Annotated in this window: 17 protein-coding genes; 5 read left to right on the forward strand and 12 right to left on the reverse strand. The window is 67.7% G+C overall.

Features of this window, described 5'->3' with window-relative positions:
• The first annotated feature begins 72 nt into the window (after positions 1–72).
• Positions 73–2,349, forward strand: coding sequence for a glycoside hydrolase family 3 C-terminal domain-containing protein (locus tag LJ760_RS08740; protein ID WP_227921830.1), 2,277 nt, complete (start codon positions 73–75; stop codon positions 2,347–2,349).
• Here the strand turns inward: LJ760_RS08740 and LJ760_RS08745 are convergent.
• The gene (locus LJ760_RS08745) at positions 2,346–3,413 is read right to left on the reverse strand and encodes a glycosyltransferase family 1 protein (protein ID WP_227921831.1); all 1,068 of its coding nucleotides are present in this window, start codon (positions 3,411–3,413) and stop codon (positions 2,346–2,348) included. The two genes, LJ760_RS08740 and LJ760_RS08745, sit on opposite strands and share 4 nt — an antisense overlap.
• Before the next feature lie 129 nt (positions 3,414–3,542).
• Between LJ760_RS08745 and LJ760_RS08750 the strand changes: the two genes are divergently transcribed.
• Complete coding sequence (locus LJ760_RS08750; protein WP_227921832.1) at positions 3,543–4,448, forward strand: glycosyltransferase family 2 protein; 906 nt, start codon at positions 3,543–3,545, stop codon at positions 4,446–4,448.
• Here the strand turns inward: LJ760_RS08750 and LJ760_RS08755 are convergent.
• The 8 genes from LJ760_RS08755 to LJ760_RS08790 form a co-directional block, all read right to left on the reverse strand.
• The gene (locus tag LJ760_RS08755) at positions 4,432–5,535 is read right to left on the reverse strand and encodes a glycosyltransferase (protein ID WP_227921833.1); all 1,104 of its coding nucleotides are present in this window, start codon (positions 5,533–5,535) and stop codon (positions 4,432–4,434) included. The two genes, LJ760_RS08750 and LJ760_RS08755, sit on opposite strands and share 17 nt — an antisense overlap.
• Positions 5,536–5,547: 12 nt before the next feature.
• A complete protein-coding gene (locus LJ760_RS08760) occupies positions 5,548–6,696 on the reverse strand; it encodes a glycosyltransferase (RefSeq protein ID WP_227921834.1) in 1,149 nt (382 codons plus the stop codon).
• An 83-nt stretch (positions 6,697–6,779) separates the two neighbouring features.
• Positions 6,780–7,229, reverse strand: coding sequence for an acyl-CoA thioesterase (locus LJ760_RS08765; protein ID WP_227921835.1), 450 nt, complete (start codon positions 7,227–7,229; stop codon positions 6,780–6,782).
• A gap of 120 nt (positions 7,230–7,349) precedes the next feature.
• Positions 7,350–8,180, reverse strand: coding sequence for a hypothetical protein (locus tag LJ760_RS08770; protein WP_227921837.1), 831 nt, complete (start codon positions 8,178–8,180; stop codon positions 7,350–7,352).
• A gap of 79 nt (positions 8,181–8,259) precedes the next feature.
• Positions 8,260–9,828 (reverse strand): DUF4389 domain-containing protein, encoded by a 1,569-nt coding sequence (locus LJ760_RS08775; RefSeq protein ID WP_227921838.1) that lies wholly within the window; start codon positions 9,826–9,828, stop codon positions 8,260–8,262.
• Positions 9,829–9,865: 37 nt separating this feature from the next.
• The gene (gene lpdA, locus LJ760_RS08780) at positions 9,866–11,266 is read right to left on the reverse strand and encodes a dihydrolipoyl dehydrogenase (RefSeq protein WP_227921839.1); all 1,401 of its coding nucleotides are present in this window, start codon (positions 11,264–11,266) and stop codon (positions 9,866–9,868) included.
• Positions 11,267–11,364: 98 nt separating this feature from the next.
• Positions 11,365–12,882, reverse strand: coding sequence for a carboxylesterase/lipase family protein (locus tag LJ760_RS08785; protein WP_227921841.1), 1,518 nt, complete (start codon positions 12,880–12,882; stop codon positions 11,365–11,367).
• Positions 12,883–13,561: 679 nt separating this feature from the next.
• Complete coding sequence (locus LJ760_RS08790) at positions 13,562–15,199, reverse strand: ABC-F family ATP-binding cassette domain-containing protein (protein ID WP_227921844.1); 1,638 nt, start codon at positions 15,197–15,199, stop codon at positions 13,562–13,564.
• Positions 15,200–15,285: 86 nt separating this feature from the next.
• On the opposite strand from LJ760_RS08790, the gene LJ760_RS08795 reads away from it, so the two are divergent.
• Complete coding sequence (locus LJ760_RS08795; RefSeq protein WP_227921846.1) at positions 15,286–16,179, forward strand: arginase family protein; 894 nt, start codon at positions 15,286–15,288, stop codon at positions 16,177–16,179.
• Between the two features lies 1 nt (position 16,180).
• On the opposite strand, the gene LJ760_RS08800 is transcribed toward LJ760_RS08795, so the two are convergent.
• On the reverse strand, positions 16,181–17,698 hold the full coding sequence (locus LJ760_RS08800) for a carboxylesterase/lipase family protein (RefSeq protein WP_227921849.1): 1,518 nt from the start codon (positions 17,696–17,698) through the stop codon (positions 16,181–16,183).
• A 185-nt stretch (positions 17,699–17,883) separates the two neighbouring features.
• Here LJ760_RS08800 and LJ760_RS08805 point away from each other — a divergent pair, with 185 nt between their 5' ends.
• Complete coding sequence (locus tag LJ760_RS08805) at positions 17,884–18,537, forward strand: SDR family oxidoreductase (protein WP_227921851.1); 654 nt, start codon at positions 17,884–17,886, stop codon at positions 18,535–18,537.
• 60 nt (positions 18,538–18,597) lie between these two features.
• Here LJ760_RS08805 and LJ760_RS08810 read toward each other — a convergent pair whose 3' ends face one another.
• On the reverse strand, positions 18,598–19,410 hold the full coding sequence (locus tag LJ760_RS08810) for a lysophospholipid acyltransferase family protein (RefSeq protein WP_227921853.1): 813 nt from the start codon (positions 19,408–19,410) through the stop codon (positions 18,598–18,600).
• 166 nt (positions 19,411–19,576) lie between these two features.
• Here LJ760_RS08810 and LJ760_RS08815 point away from each other — a divergent pair, with 166 nt between their 5' ends.
• Positions 19,577–20,521 (forward strand): alpha/beta fold hydrolase, encoded by a 945-nt coding sequence (locus LJ760_RS08815; RefSeq protein WP_227921855.1) that lies wholly within the window; start codon positions 19,577–19,579, stop codon positions 20,519–20,521.
• On the opposite strand, the gene LJ760_RS08820 is transcribed toward LJ760_RS08815, so the two are convergent.
• Positions 20,481–21,245, reverse strand: a complete 765-nt coding sequence (locus tag LJ760_RS08820; protein WP_227921857.1) for a glycosyltransferase family 2 protein — start codon at positions 21,243–21,245, stop codon at positions 20,481–20,483. The two genes, LJ760_RS08815 and LJ760_RS08820, sit on opposite strands and share 41 nt — an antisense overlap.
• Positions 21,246–21,375 lie beyond the last annotated feature (130 nt).

Consider the following 21,375-nt stretch of genomic DNA (forward strand, 5'->3'; position numbering starts at 1 on the left):
CCTTCGCACCTGCACCGCTTCTGCCGCCCGGTGCTCTTCTCCCGGCTGCGGACGGCACCTAGACTCCGGCACATGCCGATGCCCTCATCTGACCAGCCGTCCGCTGCTTCGCTGCGGGAGCGGGTGTCTTCCCTCCCGCCGGATGAAAGACCCGTCCTGCTGTCCGGAGCCTCGTTCTGGACCACCGCTGCTGCCCCGGCGGCGGGGCTCCGGCCCCTGGTGCTCTCCGACGGGCCGCACGGCATCCGACGTCCGCGCAGCGAGTCAGAGCCGGGAATCGGTGACGCGCTGCCTGCCACCTGCTTCCCGGCGGAATGCCTCACGGCGTGTTCCTGGGACCCGGACCTGCTGGCCCGGCTCGGCACTGCGACGGCGAAGGAAGCGGCAGCTGCGCATGTCGACGTCGTGCTGGGACCGGGGCTGAACATCAAACGCACTCCCCTGTGCGGACGCAACTTCGAGTACTTTTCCGAAGACCCGCTGCTCGCCGGTGCCCTGGGCGCTGCCTGGATCCGGGCCCTCCAATCCGAGGGGGTGGCTGCCTGCCCCAAGCATTTCGCAGCGAACAACCAGGAAGCGGACCGGATGCGCATCGACGCGTCGGTGGACGAACGTACCCTGTACGAGATTTACCTCCGGGCCTTCGAAACGGTGGTTCGGACCGCGCACCCGTGGACCCTGATGGCCGCCTACAACAAGGTCAACGGCATCCACGCCGCGGAGAATGCCTGGCTGCTGGAAACGGTCCTGCGCGGCGAGTGGGGATTCGACGGCCTGGTGATGTCCGACTGGGGGGCGGTTACCGACCGCGCGGCGGCACTCGACGCCGGACTGGACCTGGAGATGCCCGCCAGCGGCGGACTGGGGCTGTCGGAGCTGCAGGCGGGACTGGAAGCAGGCACTGTCAACCAGGAGATGGTGGATTCATCCGCGGCGAGGCTGTTGCAGCTGGCGGACCGCACTTCCTCGCCGGCGCACAGCAGTGCGGACCCTGACGAACACCACCGGCTGGCACGCGAGGCCGCTGCGGCATCCATGGTGCTGTTGAAGAACGAGGGCGGGATCCTCCCGCTCTCGCCCGGCCTGCGGCTGGCTGTGGTGGGCGAGCTGGCCCGCACCCCGCGGTATCAGGGCGCCGGCTCCTCGCAGGTGACCCCCACGCGGGTCAGCGTTCCGCTGGAGGTCCTGTCCGAGCGGACCGCTGCAGCCGTCTTTGCCGCCGGCTACCGGCTGGACGGAACGCCCGACCTGGAGCTGGTGGCTGAAGCGGAGGCCGCTGCCGCCGCTGCGGACGCAGTGCTGTTCTTCGTTGGGCTGCCCGAGGACAAGGAATCGGAGGGGTTCGACCGGCCGGACCTGGCTCTGCCGGAGAACCAGTTGGCGCTGCTGCGGGCGGTGACCTCCGCTAACCCCTGGACAGTGGTGGTCCTGTTCAACGGCGGCGCAGTGGAGACCGGGTGGGTGGAGCAGGTACCGGCCGTGCTGGAGGCGTGGCTGCCCGGCCAGGCCGGAGGCGAGGCGCTGGCGGATGTCCTGCTGGGAGATGTGAACCCGTCCGGAAAGCTGGCGGAAACCTTCCCCCGGCGGATCGAAGATACTCCGGCGTTCGGAAACTACCCCGGCGAGGCAGGCACGGTCCGCTACGGCGAAGGGGTGCTGGTGGGCTACCGCTGGTATGACGCGCGGGGCATCGAACCGGCCTTCGCCTTCGGGCACGGACTGTCATACACCGCTTTCGACTACTCCGGCCTGGATCTCCGCCTCGCGGATACGGACACGGGGCCGGTCCTGGCAGTCGAGGCAACGCTCACGAATACCGGGAGCCGGGCCGGCGCCGAAGTCCTGCAGGTGTACTCCGGCGCTCCCGAAGGACCCGCGGTACGGCCGCCGCGCGAGCTCCGGGCCTTCCGCAAGGTCTTCCTCGAACCCGGAGCCTCGGCTCCTGTTGCGCTGACGGTACCGCTGCGGGAGCTGGCGCGGTACGACCCGGCGTCGCACCGTTGGATCACCGACGGCGGAACCTACCGCATCGACGTCGGGTCCTCCTCCCGGGACATCCGGCTCAGCGGAAGCATCCACCTGCCCGGCACCGACGGCGGCACGGCGGCACCGCTGACACTGGACTCGACCATTGCCGAGTGGCTGGCGCATCCGCTGGGTCGGACGCTGCTGGGCGGCGGGGACCCGGACAACGCAGACCCGGGCATGGCCGACGCGCTGGCACTCATGGGCAGTATGCCGCTGCGCCGGCTGGCCCGGTTCCCCGGCACCCCCCTTACTCCGGACCAGCTGGCCGGACTGGAACAGGCATTGCGCGGTGCCGGCCCGGCTGGAGGAGACTCCGGCTAGGCGCTGAGCAGGGACCGGTAGATTTCCTCATGCGCTGCGGCCACCTGCCGGCGCTCTGCGGTCCGCTCCGCGCGGCTCATTCCCGGCCAGCCCCGGGCGGCATGCACCTGCTTGAGCGCGTTTGCCAGGGACTGGGCATCGAGGCCGTCCTCGTTATGCACGAATTCCGTGACGCCGGCGCGCTGCTGGGCGTAGAAGCCGCAGGACGGCGCCAGCACGGCCGTGCCCAGGTCGGTGCACGCTTCGAGCCAGCCGGAATGGGTGCCGAACCGGTACGGCAGCACGGACACATCCAGGCTCGACAGGTAGTCCCAGAGCTGCGGTTCGTCGAAGTAGTCCCGGACCTGCAGCTCGAGCCGCCCGGCCGCGGCGGCCTCCGACAGCCAGCGGTGGAGTTCCGGCCGGTACTTGTCCCCTCCGGGAGTAAGGATGTCCGGATGCCCGTTCACCTGCAGCACGGCACCGGGCAGCTGTTCCACGGCGTCGAGCAGGTCGGGAAGAATGGCCCCCTCCATCATGTTCGGCCGCAGGCTCTTGAGGTGCACTCCGACGCGGAACTCCTCACGCGGACCGGCTGCCAGCCGCAGGGCCTGGCGCCGCTCAAGCTCCGCCAAATCCACCACGTGCGGATGCGGCAGCACCTGCGGGCGGCGGCCCCACCGGCGCTCGACGACGGCGGCGGCCCCGGGCGTCAGCGTGATCAGTTCGTCGGCTGCGGCAATCAGCACATCCAGCTGCGCGTCGTGCGCCTCCGGAGTGAGGTGGTGCGGGTTGCGCAGGTCGTGGACCGTGTAGACCAGCGGTTTCCCCGAGGCCTTCAGCTCGTGGGTAACCGCCTGCAGGTCCCGGGGCGAAATAGCGTCGAAGCCGAAGTGGATGTGCATCAGGTCGAAGCTGTCGGCGTTCTCCCGGATCCAGCCGGCATCCAGCATGACCGGCGGCCACCATGCCGCCTCCGTGGACTGGCCGGGGTTGCGGGGGTCCGGGTCCGGCAGGCGTACCACCGGGTTCCGCTCCCCCGTGACTGCGCCGGTATGCCGGATATAGACCTGGCTGTGCGGCACTGACGCCACCCTGATGTTCGATCCTTCCGGCCTGCCCACGCATCCTCTTTCGCCGCTGTAAAAAAACCGTGTTCAGTATACTTAGTATTTTGCGGCGTCCGCGGAGGGCGCCCCCGGCGGAAGGAAAGAATGCAGCCGCAGCAGACCGGCCCGGATCAGGCGTTTTCGGTGCTGATCATCAGCTCGGGACGGGATGCCCACCTGGCCAATGCCGTCCGAGGGATCAGCCGCTCCACCCGCCGGCCCGCAGAGATTGTGGTCTGCTACCTGAACCAGCCCGAGGCTGTTCCCCCGCCCAGTGACGTGCCGCTGCGGGTGGTCCACGCGGCGTCGGGCCCCGGCGAACCGCTGCCCCTTGGGGCAGGCAGGAACGCCGCTGCTGCGGCGGCGCGGTCCGCCGTTCTGGTCTTCCTCGACGTGGACTGCATTCCCGCAACTGGCATGTTCGGGCACCTGCTGGCGGATCTGGACCGCACCGGCGGACTGGTGATGGCCGCACCCCGCTACCTCACGGCGGACGCGGACGTGCCGGCGTGGGTATCCGACGGCGACGATCAGGTGCTGCACCGGGACTCCGTGCCGCACCACGCACGTGCTGCCCTGGCACCGGCGCCGGGAGAACCGGCACGTGCCTCCCAGGAATACGCCCTGTTCTGGTCCCTGGGGTTTGCCGTGCACCGGGAGATCTTCGAACGGATCGGCGGCTTTGACGAGTCCTTTGCCGGGTACGGCGGCGAAGACACGGACTTCGCCTTCACAGCGCAGCGGAAGGCGGTCCCGCTGGCGTTCTCCGGCGCAACCATGTTCCACCAGCACCACGGCGTTCACCGGCCGCCGCTGCAGCACCTGAACTCCATTGTCATTAACGCCAGGGCGTTCCGGGCCAAATGGGGCAGCTGGCCGATGACCGGCTGGCTCGAAGCCTTCGCCCGGGAAGGCTACGTGTCCTGGGAGCGCGACGGCGGGGACCTGCGGCTGCTGCGCCGTCCGGGTCCCGACGAGCTCGCCGCGGCCCGCGTCAATGCGCCGTACTGACGTCCCGGCCGCCGGGAACGGGATCCCCCTCGCCACCGGAGACGGCCGACTCGACGGCGGCCAGGAACCGGTCCCGGTAGTGGGCGGGGGAAACCAGGAGGGTCCTGGCCAGCAGCTGCGGATCCGTTCCGCGCAGTTCTTCCAGCAGGCTCGGCCAGTCCGCCACTGAGGCGAAGCTTGCCGCGGCGGCTGCACCCGCTGCCGCGAGCGAAGAGGCGAAAACGGCCTGCTCCCGGAACGGCCGGGGTTCGGGAATCAGCAGCGCCGGACGGCGTGCGGCAGCTGCGGCGGCCACCGCATTGTGGCCGGCCGAGGTGACCACCACATCCGCGGCGGCCAGCCGGGGTCCCGGATCCGCGACCACGCCCAGCAGCGATACATTCGCGGGAACCTCGCCCGGGGTGCCGGCGGTATGTCCCATAACGTCCCACTGCCATCCCGGGGTCTGCCGGGCCGCGGCAAGCACGTCCTTGAGCGCTACGCCGCTGCCGCCCAGGGAGGTCTGCACCGCGACGGTCCGGGGCCGCACGGGGATGAGCCCGGCGGCGGGAGCGGTGTCCGGAGCCAGCATGCCCAGATAGGTGCTCTTGGAGCCGTAAGCCTGCAGATGCGCCGGATCTTCGACGGCTTTCGGGAAGTAGGCGATGAGCCGGTGAACGGAGTCGTAGGCCAGCCGGTGTGCCGTGTCGGTCCGTTCCCCGTGCATCCGGCGGTGGATGACCGGATAGCCAGCGAGCCGCGCAAAGGCGGCGACCTCCACGGACACATCCACGACCACCACGTCCGGGGCAAATCCTTCCCAGAGCCGGTGCAGCTGGCTGAAGCGGGACTGCAGCGCCGGACCTGCCGGCGCATAGTGCAGGAAGTCCCCCGGCCCGGGCTCGAAGGGGCCGTCAGGTCCGACGTCGGGCGGCAGCGGCGCGAACCGCGCTCCGCCGGGCAGGCGTGGAGGTCCCCCGGGCGGGGCGGTTCCGGTGACAAGCAGCTCTACGGCAGCCAGCCGGGCAATGTTGGCGGCGTGACGCAGGTGGCCGGTGCCGTGGTGGTGCGCGTAGTAGGCCACGCGGGGCATGCGGGAAGAAGGCAAGTGCTGCTCCTGTTACGGCACGAGGACGGTGTCGGGACGGCCGGAGTCGGGCTGTCCGTCCGGTTGGGGCAGGGAGTGCAGCTGGTCCTCGTAGGCATCCACCATGGCTGAGGCGCTGAAGCGGGCCGCGGATTTCCGTACCCGCTCACGGTCGAGGCCGCGGGCGTCCGTGACGGCCGCGGCCAGGGCATCGGCACCGAGGCCTTCGGCGAGCCGGCCGCCGTCGGCGTCGATGATCTCCGGCATGGCTCCCAGCGGCAGGGCCGCCACCGGCGTGCCGCAGGCCATCGCCTCCAGCGCGGTCAATCCGAAAGGCTCGGACCAGACAGGCGAGGCAATGAAGACTTCTCCGGACCCAAGGAAGGCGGCCAGTTCCCGGTGGTCGAGGTGGCCGACGTGCTGCACTCCGCGGCCCAGATGCGGGGCGACGGTGCGTTCGAAATACTTCGCGTCGCTGATCGGCCCGGCGAAGTGCAGTTCCATCCCTGCCATCCGGGCCGCAGCAATCGCTATGTGCAGGCCTTTTTCGGGTGTGACCCGTCCGGCCCAGACGACGGTTCCGGTACGGTGTCCGGTGCCCGCGGGCCAGTCCGCCAGCCGGATGCCGTTGTGGATGATGTGCAGGTCCGGCAGGTGCGGAGACCAGCCGGTGGCATTGCGGGCCGAAACACTGACGAAGCGGTGCAGCGGTGAGAGCGGGGCACGTCCATCCTCTACGGCGTCCACAATCCACGGCAACGGCGGGGTGTGGAGGATGGTCAGCATCGGCACATCCGCCAGCTCCAGGTACGGGAGCAGGCTCAGGGAGTTGTTCACGGCGACGTCGAAACCGCCGGCCCGGACCGCGGCGACGGCCGAGCCCAGCGCGGCGTCGAGGGACTGCTGCTGCCGCTGCATTTGTGCGGGAGCCAGCCCGCGCCGGAATTCGAAGGTTTCCGGGAGGACCTCCACCACCCGGCCGCTGGACAGGGAGCCGGCCTTGGCGAAGAGCGTGACATCGTGGCCGCGGGACACGAGTTCTTCCGCCATCAGCGAGGTGTGCATTTCAAGTCCGCCCTGGAACGGGCTGGAGATCGGGTGGTGCAGGTGCGACAGGACGGCTATGCGCAATGGTTTCCCGCCTGCCGCGCGCCCCTGCGGCAGGGGGAAGTCAAGACTCATATTAGTAAGTATGCCTTGTATCCGCGTCCCGCACCTGAGCCGGCAGGCGGGTACTGACAGGCGGGTTCAGCCAGTCGGGGCCGCTAGGCGGAGAACGGTTCCGCCCCGAACGGCACCGGGGGGATGTGGTGGGAAGGCAGGCGGTCGCGGTCGTAACTGATGGTGGTGTAGCCGTGCGGGACGGGCTTGCCTTCTTCATTCAGGTTGACGAACACGATCTTGTCGATCGTCAGGATGCTGCGGCGGGTAATCATGTTCCGCACTTCTGCCTGCATGGTCAGCGACGTACGGCCGAACTTGGTTGCCGTGAGCCCCATTTCAATCAAGTCGCCCTGAACCGCCGAACTGACGAAGTTGATCTCCGACATGAATTTGGTGACCACCCGGCCGTTGCCCATCTGCAGGATGGCATAGACGGTAGCTTCTTCGTCGATCCAGCGCAGCAGGCTGCCGCCGAACAGGGTGCCGTTGGCGTTCAGGTCCTCGGGGCGGACCCACTTGCGGGTGTGGAAATTTATGTTCTCAAGGGGCATATATTCAGCTTATCCACAGGACTGTTGCCGATCGGCCGGATCCGTGGACGCCTTGCTCACAGACCCCTGTTAGCTGTCTGACGCTGCTGTGACGGCGCTCCCGGGCCGGCTGCCGCCGCTTCAGTCCGGGGCCTCATTCAGCTGGTCGCCGAGGTGGGTCAGGTCACCGTCCGGCGGAACCTCCATGGCTTCGAGCGCTGCGGCCTGCTGCAGGTCCCGGATCAGTTCCGCCGACCCGCCCACGATCGTGGAGTCGAAGTCGATCTCGGAGGCCAGGAACCATGCGCCGTCGGCCGGCCAGAGCAGATTGGGGCTCTGGATCGGATCCCAGCCGTTGAGCTCCTGCCAGCCCGGTTCGGCAAAGACCGCCAGGCTGCCGGCAAACAACAGGTAGTCGCGCAGCGGCAGTTCGAGGCGGCGCACGGTCTGCACGGCGTCGTAGCCCCGGAAGGGCTGCGGCTGCACCTCCGGGTCCCCGGCGCCCGGGCCGGACCGGGGAAGGGTCTCCCCGCTGCCGGCCACCCAGCCGTACCCGTCCCACAGCCCGGCGAAGCAACGGCCGGGGGTTTGTGAGTGTGCACCGAGAATGCGGCTGACCTCGGCCAGGGTGCCCGCCGGGAGCGCGCCGACCAACGGGTCTTCATAGTGCCACCCCGGTTCATTCGATACCGGATTGCGGTAGCCGGCCAGAATGGAGGACCACTGCATCATCGGGTGGGCCACCGTGCCGCGCACCCCCGCCAGCTCTTCCCAGCGCATGGGGCGGGACTCGGCACGTACCGGCCCGTCCTGCTGCCCGCCCAGCAGCTGCGCCCGGATCGGGTGGAAAACCCGCGCGTAGGCCTCGAACCCGCCGGGAACGGTGCCCGCAACTGTACCGGGCTCAGCCAGCCGCTCCGCGATCCAAACTCCGGACTGCGGGTCGGAAAGCGGCCCTTCCAAGCTCGTCATGCGGCCCAGTATGCCCTACCGGGCCCTGCAGCGGGTGCCGCTGCGGCAAGGGCCGCCTGGCCGCAGGCGGATCGGCCGGCTAGCCGGAACGTGCCGCACCCCCGGCAGCCGGCAGGTCCCGCGCGTCAACCGGCCCCTGGTCCAGCCGGAACGGCGGGTATTCGTCGCGCATCAGCGCCGTGTAAGCCAGGACGCGGTAGGACCAGCGCTGCAGGCCCATAACGAAGTCGAACAGCGGACGCGGATAGCGTCCGGTGAACAACAGAGCCACTGCAGCAACCAGGACCAGCAGGGACAGCAGGGATATGCCCACTGTCCAAGCACCCGCCGACCGCAGCCCTTCGCCGGCCGGGTCCGTTGCCCAGTTCACCGCTGAACCGCCGTCGCCGCCGCCCATACTCCGGTCCCACCCGCCGAACGGGCCGTTTTGGCGCACAATGACATAGCCGGACCCGGTGAAGGCCCCCACGATCAGCGCCTGCGGGATAACCAGCAGCCACCACTTCACCAGCACCAGCCCCCGCGAAAGCCGTTCCGGGTAGGCGACGTCGAAGTCCGCCGGATAGTTGGTCCGCTCCAGGCTGAAGGGCGGATACCTGTCCGTGCCCAGCACTCCGGAGGCGTAGAACGCCACCCGCCAGCTCCAGCGGAGCACCCCCACATTGAAGTCGAAGAGCGCCCGCGGATAACGGGCAGTGAAGAGGATAGCGAAACCCGCAATGACGGTGGCTACCCAGAAGGCGATCCATAGGAAGGCCAGCAGGATGTAGTGCGGAATGGCCAGGAACCACTTCACCAGCCACAACCACCGGGACAGCCCGGGGTCCAGTTCCCCGTAGAGCCGGGCGGGATACGGTGCCCCGGCGCCTCCGGCGGTCAGCTGCGCTGCGCGGGCGCCGGATAACACCGGTGCCTCCGCGGTGCCCGGTGGTGGGCCTGCCGCTGTGTAGCCGTAGGGTCCGTGCCCGCCGTTGGGCCCGGGGTATCCGCCTCCATGCTTCCGGCCGGCCAGGATCGCAGCGAGGATCAGCGCCGCGCCGCCGAGTACCAGGACGACGGCTCCGATTAGCAGCCACCAGGCGAGCGGCCCCAGAACATCCGACCGGATTCCCGCCTGCAGGTCCGCCGTGACCCCGGGCGCGGCGTCGGCGTTCATCACGACGACGGTCCACTCGCCCTCCTGCAGCGGCCACTCAAGCTCCTGCGTGCCGGTTCCTGCGGAAGAGACGGACCAGAAGTCCTGCTCCCCCGGCGGGGCCGGTGCGGCGGTACCCGGGATCTCCTCGTACTCCGCGGAGAAGGGATCGAAGGTTACGTCTCCGAGTTCCGAATGGGCGACGCCGGCAAGGTACCGGTCGACGTCGGCCTCGGACGCAATCCCGATGAACAGCTCGCCGTCGGGGTCGGTTCCCCGGACCTGCACTGTCCCGATATTGTCCTCCGCCCGGATGCCCGGACTCACCTCGACATTCTCGCTGGTCAGGGCGTACGAGCCGACACTGTAGGTCTCTTCGGGAACGGATAAGTAGCCGTCGTCGCGCTGGGCGGCGGCCAGTATCCCCAAGCCGGCGGCACCTGCCCCCGCAGTCAGTCCGGCAAGGACGAGCAGGGAACCAATAACGATCAGAACGATTCTGCCTGCATTCATGGCGGTGCCCTTCGCTCGATGGAAAGCGGTACCCCGGCTAGAAGTTGATCATGTGGCCGGTCAGTCCGTGGAAGGCTTCCTGCAGCGCCTCACTGAGGGTCGGGTGGGTGTGCACGTTGCGGGCAAGTTCAGCCGCTGTCAGGTCCCACTTCTGTGCCAGGGTCAGTTCCGGCAGCAGTTCCGAGACGTCGGGGCCGATCAGGTGCCCGCCCAGCAGTTCCCCGTACTTGGCGTCGGCCACCAGTTTCACGAAGCCCACCGGTTCGCCCAGCCCGTGGGCCTTGCCGTTGGCGGAAAACGGGAAGGTGCTGACTATGACGTCGTGACCCTCGTCGCGGGCCTGCTGTTCGGTGAGCCCGAAGCTGGCTACCTGCGGCTGGCAGAAGGTGGCACGCGGCATCATGCGGTAGTCGCCCAGCGGCAGGGTTTCCGCCTTGCCGATGGTTTCTGCTGCCACCACACCCATGGCCTCCGCCACGTGGGCCAGCTGCAGCTTGGCGGTGATGTCACCGATCGCGTAGATGTGCGGGACGTTGGTGCGCATGTAGTCGTCAATGCCGATGGCACCGCGTTCCGTCAGCTCCACCCCGGTTTTCTCCAGCCCGAATCCCTCGGTGCGCGGGGCAAAGCCGATGGACATCATGACCCGGTCCGCTTCGATGCTGCCCTGCTGGCCGTTCTTGTCCGTATAGGTGACCGTGACGGACGAGCCGTTGTCCTTCACCGTTTCCACCTTGGTGGAGGTGAGGATGGGGATACCGAGCTTCTTGTACTGCTTGGTGATTTCCTTGGAAACGTCCGCATCCTCGTTGGGCAGGGCCCGGTCCAGGTACTCGATGATGGTCACGTCCACGCCGTAGCTGCGGTGTACGTAGCCGAACTCCATTCCGATGGCACCTGCACCCACAATCACGATCTTCTTCGGCAGGTCCCGGTCCATGATCTGGGCCTCATACGTCACCACGTTCTCGCTCAGTTCGACGCCGGGAAGCAGCCGCACATAGGTGCCGGTGGCGATGATCGCGTTATCGAAGGTGATCGTCTCGCTGCCGCCCTTGGACAGGTCCACCTCGACGGTGTGGTCGTCGGTGAAGACGCCGTGCCCGTCGTATTCGGTGATCTTGTTCTTCTTCATCAGGAAGTGGACACCCTTGACCCGGCCGTCAGCCACCTGGCGGCTGCGGTCAAAGGCCGCCCCGTAATCAAAGGTGACATCACCGGTCATGCCGAACGTCTTGGCCTGGTTGGTGAAAAGCTGCGCCAGTTCGGCATTGCGCAGCAGTGCCTTGGACGGAATACACCCGACATTGAGGCAGACGCCGCCCCAGTATTTCTCCTCCACTATTGCCGTCTTCAAGCCCAGTTGCGCGGCGCGGATGGCGGCCACATAGCCTCCCGGTCCGGCCCCGAGGACCACGACGTCGTAATGTTCGCTCATGGGAACCAACTCTCCTTGCGTGGGGGTGCGGGACAATTTCTCAGCCGGATTAAGGCTCTCACGCAGGTGCCGCCTAGGGCACGGGTGCCGGGGAACGTTCAGGTGTAGCCCCGGTAGCCGGACCAGGCCCGGCGCCGTTCCGGGAACGGATCCGATTCAATCCGGTCCAGCTTGTCGAACACGCGGGTCTGCCGGTGGACTTCGTCGTAGGCCGGCCAGTCACTGCCGGGGTGGGAATGCCGGGCCAGGCTCAGCAACGAACCCTGGAACCGTTTGGACAGGGCTTTCAGGTCTTCTGCTCCGCCCAGCAGGGTCAAGGCCTTGGCGGTTCCGATTCCGATATCCCCGAACATCACCGGCACATCGAAGGAATGGGTGGCGCCGAACCCCAGCAGGTTCATTGCCGGTGTCGCATAGTCATAGCGGTATGCCCAGGTGGGCGCCACGCGTGAGTGGCCCTCGGCAACCATTTGGCTGGGATACCAGAAAACCAGGTCGCCGCTGATATCCACTGAACGCTGGCGGGACGGGTATCCGGGATAGGCGGCAACCACCCGGTCCCGCGCCAGTGGATCGGTGCCCGCAAACATCTTCTCGATCCGTTCGGGCGTTGACGGCAGGATGTTGGAAACCTTCGCGAACAGCGCGCCCTCCCGGGCCATGGTGCCCAGCACCAGGGGAACCGGAGCGGACTCGCCCGCAAAGAAGGCGTCTATGGGATGCCTGGGCAGGAAATCCCCGTCAATGACCGGAGAGACGCTGAGTGAGCCGGGCTGCTTGACGGGACCGATCTTCGTTGTCAGTTTACGGGTGGCGTTGACCAGCTTCGCCGCCGGCAAGCGGGTCAGGGCTTCCGCGGCTGCGGAGGGTGACACTCCCAGAATCTCCAGCAGGTCGGCCGCCCAGGCCGCATGCAGCTCCGATGAATAGGCTGCGGACGGTGCCGGGCTCTGCGCGTAGGCCTGATGGAACAGGCCCCGGGCGGCGGGAATGCACATCAGGGTGGTGACGGCGAGCCCTCCCGCCGATTCCCCGAACAGGGTGACATTGTCCGGGTCGCCGCCGAAGGCTTCGATGTTCTGCTGGACCCATTTCAGGGCGGCGAGCTGGTCACGCAGGCCCATGTTGGCGTCGAACGGCCGTTCCGGCGTCGAGTACGCACGGAAGTCCATGAATCCCAGCGCACCGATGCGGTAATTGAGCGAGACATAGAGGACGCCGCCGTCCCGGACCAGCTTTGTTCCCCGGTACGTAGGCTCCGCGGAGGAGCCGGAGCTGAAGCCGCCGCCGTACAGGTAGACCAGGACCGGCAGCAGCCCGTCCGCGGGTTCCAGCGGTGCAGAGACATTCAGTGAGAGGCAGTCCTCGTCCATGGCCACCCGGCGCCGGGTTCCGGTGAGGCTGGGAGCTTTGGACTGGGGAGGAACCGGCCCAAAGCTGCCGGCGAAGCGGATACCGCTCCAGCTCTGCGGCGGCTGCGGTGCCCTGAGCCGGAAGCCACCGACGGGCGGAGCCGCGTAGGGGATGCCGCGCCAGGTGCGCACGCCTTCGTCGACTATGCCCTGAACCAGCCCGCTGCCGGTTTCAACCACCAGTGAAGCAACGTCAATAGCCACAATCGACTCTTTTCGCCCGGGATAACCGCTGCCTTGCGACTACCTACGATAGGCGTGCGTCGATTGGGCCACCAGATCACGACCCGTTGCCGGCCGTCCCGGCCCAACATCCCCGGCCCAACACCGCGGTCCCAACACCCCCGCGGTCCGACATCCGGGTCCGACATCCGGGCCGGTGCCTAGGCTTGCGCCTAGGCTGCGGTGGCGAGCTGCTGCCGTGAACCGGCGCTGCGCCGTCCATGGGCGGGCCTCGCCCCCAGGCGGCGGTGCAGGATGGCTTCCCGAAGGCAAAGCGCAGCAACTGCTGCAACGTTGAGGGCGATTTTCGTGCCGGTTGACCAATCGGTTCCGACGCACAAGATCCAGACGAGGATCAGGACGGGTACCTCCGCCGACCTTAACGCCTTCACAGGGCGTTTCCGGCGCGCGCAAATGGAGTGCGCGGATTCCCTGCGCACCTGTACCGAACCGTTATGCCGCTGCTCCCGCAGGCCGCTGAGGCAGCACTACGGTATTCCATCCTTGGAGCCATGAGGACACTTCTTCCGTGAAATCGTCCGAGACCTACGTTCCGCACCTCCCAAGGATGCGTCACAGCATACTTTGTATCACATCCGGCACCGTGCTGACGGGTCGAAGCCCGGTGCCGGATCCGCCGGGTGCCCGGCGGCCACCCGGGCTAGGCTGCGTTGACCTTCCCGTCCGCGACTTCCCAGCGGGTATCGAGGCGGACGTTCTCCAGCAGCCGCCTGTCGTGGGACACCAGCAGCAGGGCCCCCTCGTAGCTTTCCAGCGCCTCTTCGAGCTGCTCGATGGCGGGCAGGTCCAAATGGTTGGTGGGCTCGTCCAGGACCAGCAGGTTTACGCCCCGGGCCTGCAGGAGGGCCAGCGAAGCGCGGGTACGCTCGCCCGGGGACAACGCGTCGACCCGGCTCGCCACCTGATCCGCCTTGAGCCCGAATTTGGCCAGCAGGGTCCGTGCCTCCGCGGACGAGAGTTCCGGAACGGCCGCTTCAAAGGCTTCCCCCAGCGGCAGGTCGGGCGGGAGCTGGCCGCGGCCCTGATCGATTTCCCCCACCGCGACTGAGGCACCCAGGGAGGCCGTACCGGCGTCGGGCACCTCGCGTCCCAGCAGCAGCCGCAGCAGCGTGGATTTGCCGGCACCGTTGGGGCCGGTGATGCCGATCCGCTCCCCCGCATTCACCTGCACCGATACCGGACCGAGGGTGAATCCGCCGCGGGTGAGTGCGGCGTCGTTCAACGTGGACACCACCGAGCTGGAGCGGGGCGCCGAGCCGATGCGCAGCTGCAGCTGCCACTCCTTGCGTGGTTCCTCCACCTCGTCCAGGCGGGCGATACGTGACTCCATCTGGCGGACTTTCCGTGCCTGCTTTTCGGATGACTCGGTGCTGGCCTTGCGCCTGATCTTGTCATTGTCAGGGTTCTTTTTCATGGCGTTGCGCACGCCCTGCGAGCTCCATTCCCGGGTGGTCCGGGCGCGGGACACCAGATCCGCCTTCTTGTCAGCGAACTCGTCGTAGGCCTCGCGGGCATGCCGGCGGGCCACGGCGCGTTCCTCCAGGTACGCCTCGTAGCCGCCGTCGTAGACCGCCACGCTGTTCTGTGCCAGATCCAGCTCCACCACGGTGGTTACGCACCGGGCGAGGAACTCACGGTCATGGGACACCAGCACGACGCCGCCGCGGAGTCCGCGGACAAACTGTTCCAGACGTGCCAGGCCGTCCAGGTCAAGGTCATTGGTGGGTTCGTCGAGCAGGACGATGTCGAAGCGGCTCAGCAGCAGGGCGGCCAGCGCCACGCGTGCCGCCTGTCCGCCCGAAAGCCCGGCCATCCCGGTGTCCAGGCCGAGCTGCAGGCCCAGGTCCGCCAGTACGGCGGGTGCCCGGTCTTCGAGGTCGGCTGCACCGGACGCCAGCCACCGGTCCAGTGCAGCCGCATAGGCGTCATCCGCTCCGGGGAGTTCGGATCCCAGCGCTTCGGCTGCAGCCTCCATGGCAACAGTAGAAGCCGCCGCCCCGGTACGCCGGGCCAGATACGCGCCCACCGTTTCACCGGCGAGCCGTTCGTGTTCCTGCGGCAGCCAGCCGACAAAGGCATCGGCAGGGGATGTGCTGACCGTACCGGCCTGCGGTTCGGCCGCTCCGGCGAGCAACCGCAGCAGCGTCGATTTGCCGGCACCGTTGGCGCCCACCACGCCCACCACGTCTCCCGGCGCGACGGTGAGGGAAAGATGCTCGAAAAGGGTGCGGTGGGCGTGGCCGCCGGAAAGGTCCCGGGCGACGAGGGTTGCAGTCATGCCTCCATTCTATTTTGTGCACGCACCTGTTTCGGCTCAGGTCCGCGGCGGTAAGGTAAGCATCTGTTCCGCACTTAAGGACGATCATGACCTCCATGCATCCATCCGGTCCCGGGTCCCTTCGGCTGATCTTTCCGCAGTGGCAGGGTGCTGCCGGAGCAGGCGCTGTCGGTTCGCTGCCTGCGGGTCTGCCGCACCAGACCCAGCTTTCGTACCATCTCGGACCTTCCCTGCTCGAGTTGCTCTCCCCCGCCCATGAGGGTCCCACCGCTTTTGTGCCGGTCAGCACCGACACAACGGACGAGGCAGTGGAGACGGTGGACGGCATTTATGCCCGCGAAGCGGTCCTGCGCCAGCTCCGGGAAGGGCTCCGGCTGGTGTCGGAAGCCGATCCGGCGTCAGTGGTCACTTTCGGCGGGGAATGTTCGGTGAGCGTGGCCCCGTTCAGTTACCTGGCCGCCAGGTACGGGCCGGACCTGGCGGTGCTGTGGGTGGATGCGCACCCGGACACCGGGACCCCGGGCGACAGCTATACCGGGTTCCGTTCCATGTCCCTGTCGACGCTCGCCGGGGAGGGCGACGCCGAATTCCTGGCCGCGCTGCCGGCAGTGGTGGCGCCGTCGAACGTCCTCCACGTCGGCCTGCAGGACTGGCAGGATCCCGGCATGGCCAATAAGCGCCGGCTGGGGATCTCCAGCGTCGGGATCACGGACACTCCGGAGGACACCCGCCGGATCCTGGATTGGCTGGCGCTCACCGGAGCTACGAAGCTGGCCATCCATGTGGACCTGGATGTGCTGGACCGGCGGGATTTCACCGGAACCACAGGCAACGGCACCCGGGGCATGCGGGTGCCGGACCTGCTTCGGATTATCGACGCCCTGGGCGATGCCGGGGAGATAGTCGGTCTCTCGCTCGCCCAGCACGCGCCGCTGGAGCTCCTTCGCCTGGGCGGACTGCTGCGGGACCTGCCGGTCTAGGTCAGCGGTAGCCGCGGTACCCGTTCCACGCTTCCCGGCGGTCCCGGTGCGGATCATGGATAACGTTGTCGGTGCCGTCGAAGACTTTGGTGGCTCGCGTCTCGATGCTGTACGCCGGCCACAGGCCCGGACCTCCGGTGCGGGCGAAGCGCAGCAGCGCGCCGCGGAACCGGTTGCCAACGGAAACGGCAGTGCGCTTGCCGCCGAGCAGCGTCAGGAACCTGCCCAGTCCGCGGTCGTAGTTTCCAAACACCGCAGGGATGTCCATACCGTGGGTGGCACCCATTCCCAGCAGGTTCGCCATCCGCGGGGCATAGTCGAACCGGAAGGACCACGTGGGCGCGTACGCGCTGTGCCCTTCGGCCACTTGGATACTGGGCAGCCAGAAGACGACATCCCCGCCTACGTCCACGGCGGCGCGCTTGGACGGGTAGCCGGGGTAGGCGGCGAGGACCTGTTCCTTGAGCTCCGGTTCCGTGCGGGCAAACATCGTGTCGATCCGTTCCTCCGTGGTGGGGAGGATGTCCTGCACCCGGTCGAACAGCGCGCCTTCGCGGAACATATTGCCGATGACGAGCGGAATCCGGTGTGCCTTGCCCGTCCGGAAGGCATCGATGGGATGCAGGGGCAGGAACTCCCCGTCGACCACCGGTGCTACGGCCAGGGCACCAGGCTCGGACTCAGGCGTGACCTTGCCGGTGAGCTTGCCGACTGCCTTCACCAGGCGCTGGGCAGGCAACGTGGCCAGGGCATTCGACGCATCCTCTTCGGCGACCCCCAGCAGTTCGATCAGGCTGCCTGCCCACTTTTCCGGCAGGCCGGGGCCATAGGCAGTAGCCGGTGCCGAACTCTGCACAAAGGCCCGGTGGAAGAGCCCCTCGGCAGACGGAACGCACATCAGCGCAGTAATCGACACAGCCCCGGCAGACTCGCCGAAAACCGTCACGTTCCCGGGATCCCCTCCGAAGGCGGCAATGTTGCGCTGGACCCAGCGCAGGGCCGCGACCTGGTCCGCCAACCCGACGTTTACATCGAACGGCCGCTCCGGCGTCGAATACCGGCGGAAATCCATGAAGCCGAGTGCTCCCAGCCGATAATTCATGCAGACGTAGACCACATCCCCGCGTTCCACGAGATTCCGGCCGTCATAGTCCGGCGCGGACGCGGCCCCGATGGTGAACGCCCCGCCGTAGAAATACACCAGGACAGGGCGCGGCGGTGCCTTGTCCAACGGTGCGGTGACGTTGATGGTGAGGCAGTCTTCGTCCATGGGAGTTTTCCGGCCGGCGCCCATGGACGGCAGCCCGCGTTCCTGGGGCGGTACGGGACCGTAACGGCCGGCGTCCAGCACGCCCTCCCACGGCTGCACCGGACGCGGCAGGCGCAGCCGGAGCCCGCCGATCGGCGGGGCCGCGTACGGTATTCCCCGCCACACCCGCACGCCGTTCACTATTGTTCCCCGCACCGTTCCGTCCGACGTCGAAACAGTGAGGTCCGGCTGAGCCGTAGTTGTTGCCACAGCGTTCCTTCCGCGGTTTTTCGAGCCCAGCGCGATCATAACCAAGCCCCGGAGGCCGCCGCTATCCCCGCCGATGCTATTCGCACGAACTGCTAAGCCCTTGGCGGACGGCAGGGCGCGGACCCTGCACGGGTTCGACAGCATGCTTATGGTGGATGGACCGTCACCAACCAAAGGAGTAACGCATGTCCCGCATCGCCATTATCGGAGGTCACGGAAAAGTCGCCCTGCACCTGGCCCGACGGCTGACCGACAAGGGCCACACCGTCACCTCCCTCTTCCGCAATCCGGACCACGCAGCGGATGTTGAACAGACCGGCGCGGAAGCCGTCGTCGCCGACGTGGAAAATCTCTCCACCGAACAGATCACCGAACTGCTTCGCGGGCAGGACGCCGTCGTCTGGAGCGCCGGTGCCGGGGGCGGTACCCCCGAACGCACTTTTGCCGTTGACCGGGACGCCGCGATCCGCTCCATGGACGCCGCAGAAGCAGCAGGCGCCAGCCGCTACGTGATGGTCTCCTACTTCGGTGCCGGCAAGGACCACGGCGTCCCCGAAGACGACGGGTTCTTTGCCTACGCCGAGGCCAAGGCCGACGCGGACGAGCACCTGCGGGCCAGCGGCCTGAACTGGACCATCCTTGGCCCCAGCGCGCTGACCATGGATCCCGGCACGGGCCGGATCGAAACGGGAGCGGGAGTCGAGGGCAAGTCCGTTTCGCGCGAAGACGTTGCCCATGTGGCCGCCGAAGTCCTCGAACGCCCCGAAACCGCCGGAAAGACCATCGAGTTCAACAACGGCTCGACGCCGGTTGCCGAGGCCCTGGATTCCCTCGCCTAACCGGTCCGCCAACTGACAACGGCAGCCGCACCTGCGGCTGCCGTTGTCAGTTCTTTGGTGTTAACCCGTGATTTTGTACTTTTCGCGGTCCGCGGCGTCGAGAACCTGCTGTTCCTCCACGGACATGGCGCTGCCGCCGCGGCTCCGCGGCATCCACCACGCGCCGGGTTCGGGCGTCACGGGGTAGGTATCGATGCAGTAATCGATTCCCTCCTGCAGTTCCTCCTGCAGCCGGCGGGTCTCTTCGACGACGTCGGCATCCGATTCGACGCGCATGATTTCACCCACGTGCACGCGCACCGGGGTTTTCCAGACGGCCTTGATGCTTAGGCCGTGCCCGCGGGTCAGCATGCGGTGGCCGCCCCAGACCGATACCGGAATGATCGGGACACCGGCCTCGGCGGCCATGCGCACGGCGCCGGTCTTCAGCTGCCGCACGGTGAAGCTGCGGCTGACGCCTGCCTCGGGCAGGACCGCAAGGTAATCACCGCCGCGCAGCTTTTCTACGGACTCCTTGTAGGCTGCTGCGCCGTCGGCACGGTCCACCACGATGTGCTCGCACCAGTCGCAGACAGCCTTGACGAACTTCTTTTTCGTGGCTTTCTTGGTGACGAGGAATCGCATGTGGACCTTGAGCTTCCTCCACATCAGGAGCTCCGCGAACGCGAAGTCCAGGTAGCCGAAGTGCGTAATGGCCACCACTGCCCCCTTGCCGGGCACGACGGCGCGGTTCAGTCCGCTGATGTCCTCGTGGGAGGGAAGGTTCTCCAGGCCGGAGGGGATCACGGGAACCCTGAAGAGGCTGCGGGCAGTGAGGCCCGTAAATACGATGCCTCGATAGACGAACTTGTTGGGGTTACGCTTTGCGGGCAACGTCGGCTCCTGAGTCGGTGGAATTTCGGGGCAGGCAACGAAATTCTACCGCGGTGCCCGATGGCCGCTGACCTGCTTGTCCGCGCGGCGGGGAAATGGCTTGCCCCGTGCTCCCCAGGTCCGGGACCAGCAGACGGGGACCCGTTTGGCGGCTATCTTTTTAGCCATGGTGATACGCGGGAGGTTCGCCGGCCGGGGGCCGGGCGGAAAGCCGCGCACCGAACCGGCTGCCCCGGCCGATCCTGCTGCCGCCCGCGACGCGCAACTCGGCGACGTCGACTGGTCCGCTCTTCCCGCCGGCTGCCTCCGTTCCCGGTTTCCGGCACCCAGCGGGTCCCTCGCGGCCATCAGCATGGGAGACCCCGGCAGCCCGGCGGTGGTCCTGGTGCCCGGCGCCATGGGGTCGAAGGAGGACTTCTCACTGATGCTGCCGGAACTGGCGGCGGCGGGATACTTCGCCTTCAGCTTCGACCTTGCCGGCCAGTACGAGTCCGCCGACGCCGGCCCCGAGCACCTGCGGCCGCCGCAGCGCCGGTACGACTATGAGCTGTTTACGGGTGACCTGATAGCCGTGCTCTCCGCCTACGGCCCGGCCCACGTGGTCGGCTACTCATTCGCCGGCATCGTTGCCCAGCTGGCCCTGCAGCAGCGGCCGGGCCTGTTCCGCAGTATCACCCTGCTCGGCTGCCCGCCGCGCGGCGGCCAGAGTTTCCGCGGCGTTAGCCGTATCGGCTGGGCCGCCCCCTTAGTCGGGGACCGGATCAGCGCGGACCTGATTGTCTGGGGCGTGCAGCGCAACTTCATCGGGGCGTCTCCGGGACGGATGGCGTTCGTGGCCCACCGGTTCACCCGCACCAGGAAAGACTCCATCCGGGACATGGTGGGGCTGATGAGGCACGCCCCGGACCTGCGGGATACCCTCCGGGCAGCCACCCTCCCTAAGTTCGTGGCCGTCGGCGAGCATGATGTCTGGCCGCTGCAGCTGCACCGGGAGTTCGCCGCCGGCATCGGCGCATCTTTTGCGGCCTACGGCAGCGGACACAGCCCCAGCGAGGAATCGCCCTACCAGTTCACGCGGGACCTGCTGCACCTGTTCGATTCCGCCGGCTGACGCTGCGTGCCCGGTCCCGCCGGCGCCGGAACGGCGGTTCCTGCTCGAAGTCGAGCTTGAACGTGGTGTAAGCCATGGCCACCCGCCGCCCCAGCCCGCGCCACGTGTCAAAGGGCCGGGCGGATACACCCACGCGCAGATCCGGGTCCCAGCGGATCCACATCCCGGGACGGAGCTGATAACAGAGGTCCAGGTCGTCATGCACGCGGGGATCGCCCCGGTGCACCCGGTCCCTTAGCCGTATCCACATGCTCCGGTGCAAGCCGAAATTGGACCCGAAGAGCGGCGGGTGTCCGAGCAGCAGGTTCATCGACCAGCGGTAGCCGCCGATATAGAGGGTTTCCGCTATCCACCGGACGACCCGGCCGGAGCCGTAGAACTCCCCCGGCCCGGTGACAGCGGTGTCTTTCCCGGCCTCGAGGAGGTCGGCCTCCAGATGCTCCAGCCAGTGCGGCGGAGGCACCGAGTCTGCGTCCAAACGGGCCAGCCATTCACCGCTCGCCTCATCGAAGCCGCGGAAAGTAGCGGAGGCGACACCGACGTCGGGCTCGTAGATCCTGCGGACACCCGCTGCCCGGCAGACGTCCGCCGTCGCATCGGTGCTGGCGTTGTCCACGACCAGGACCTCGTCCGGCTGCCGTGTCTGCCGGGCCACCGCGCGCAGGCACGCAGCGAGCATAACGGCGTCGTTATGGGAGGGGATCACCACTGTGATAGTCGACATCGCGTCCTGGCTGCCGGTTGTCCGTTGCCCTCCGATTCTGCCACCGCATGCGTTCCCCGGCCACGGACGGGAAGGCTCCGGTTCGGCCTTTGTCCACCTACGCCGTCATGCGGCTTAATCCGCGGACATG

It is taken from the genome of Arthrobacter sp. zg-Y895, assembly GCF_020731025.1.
Classification (GTDB): Bacteria; Actinomycetota; Actinomycetes; order Actinomycetales; family Micrococcaceae; genus Arthrobacter_B.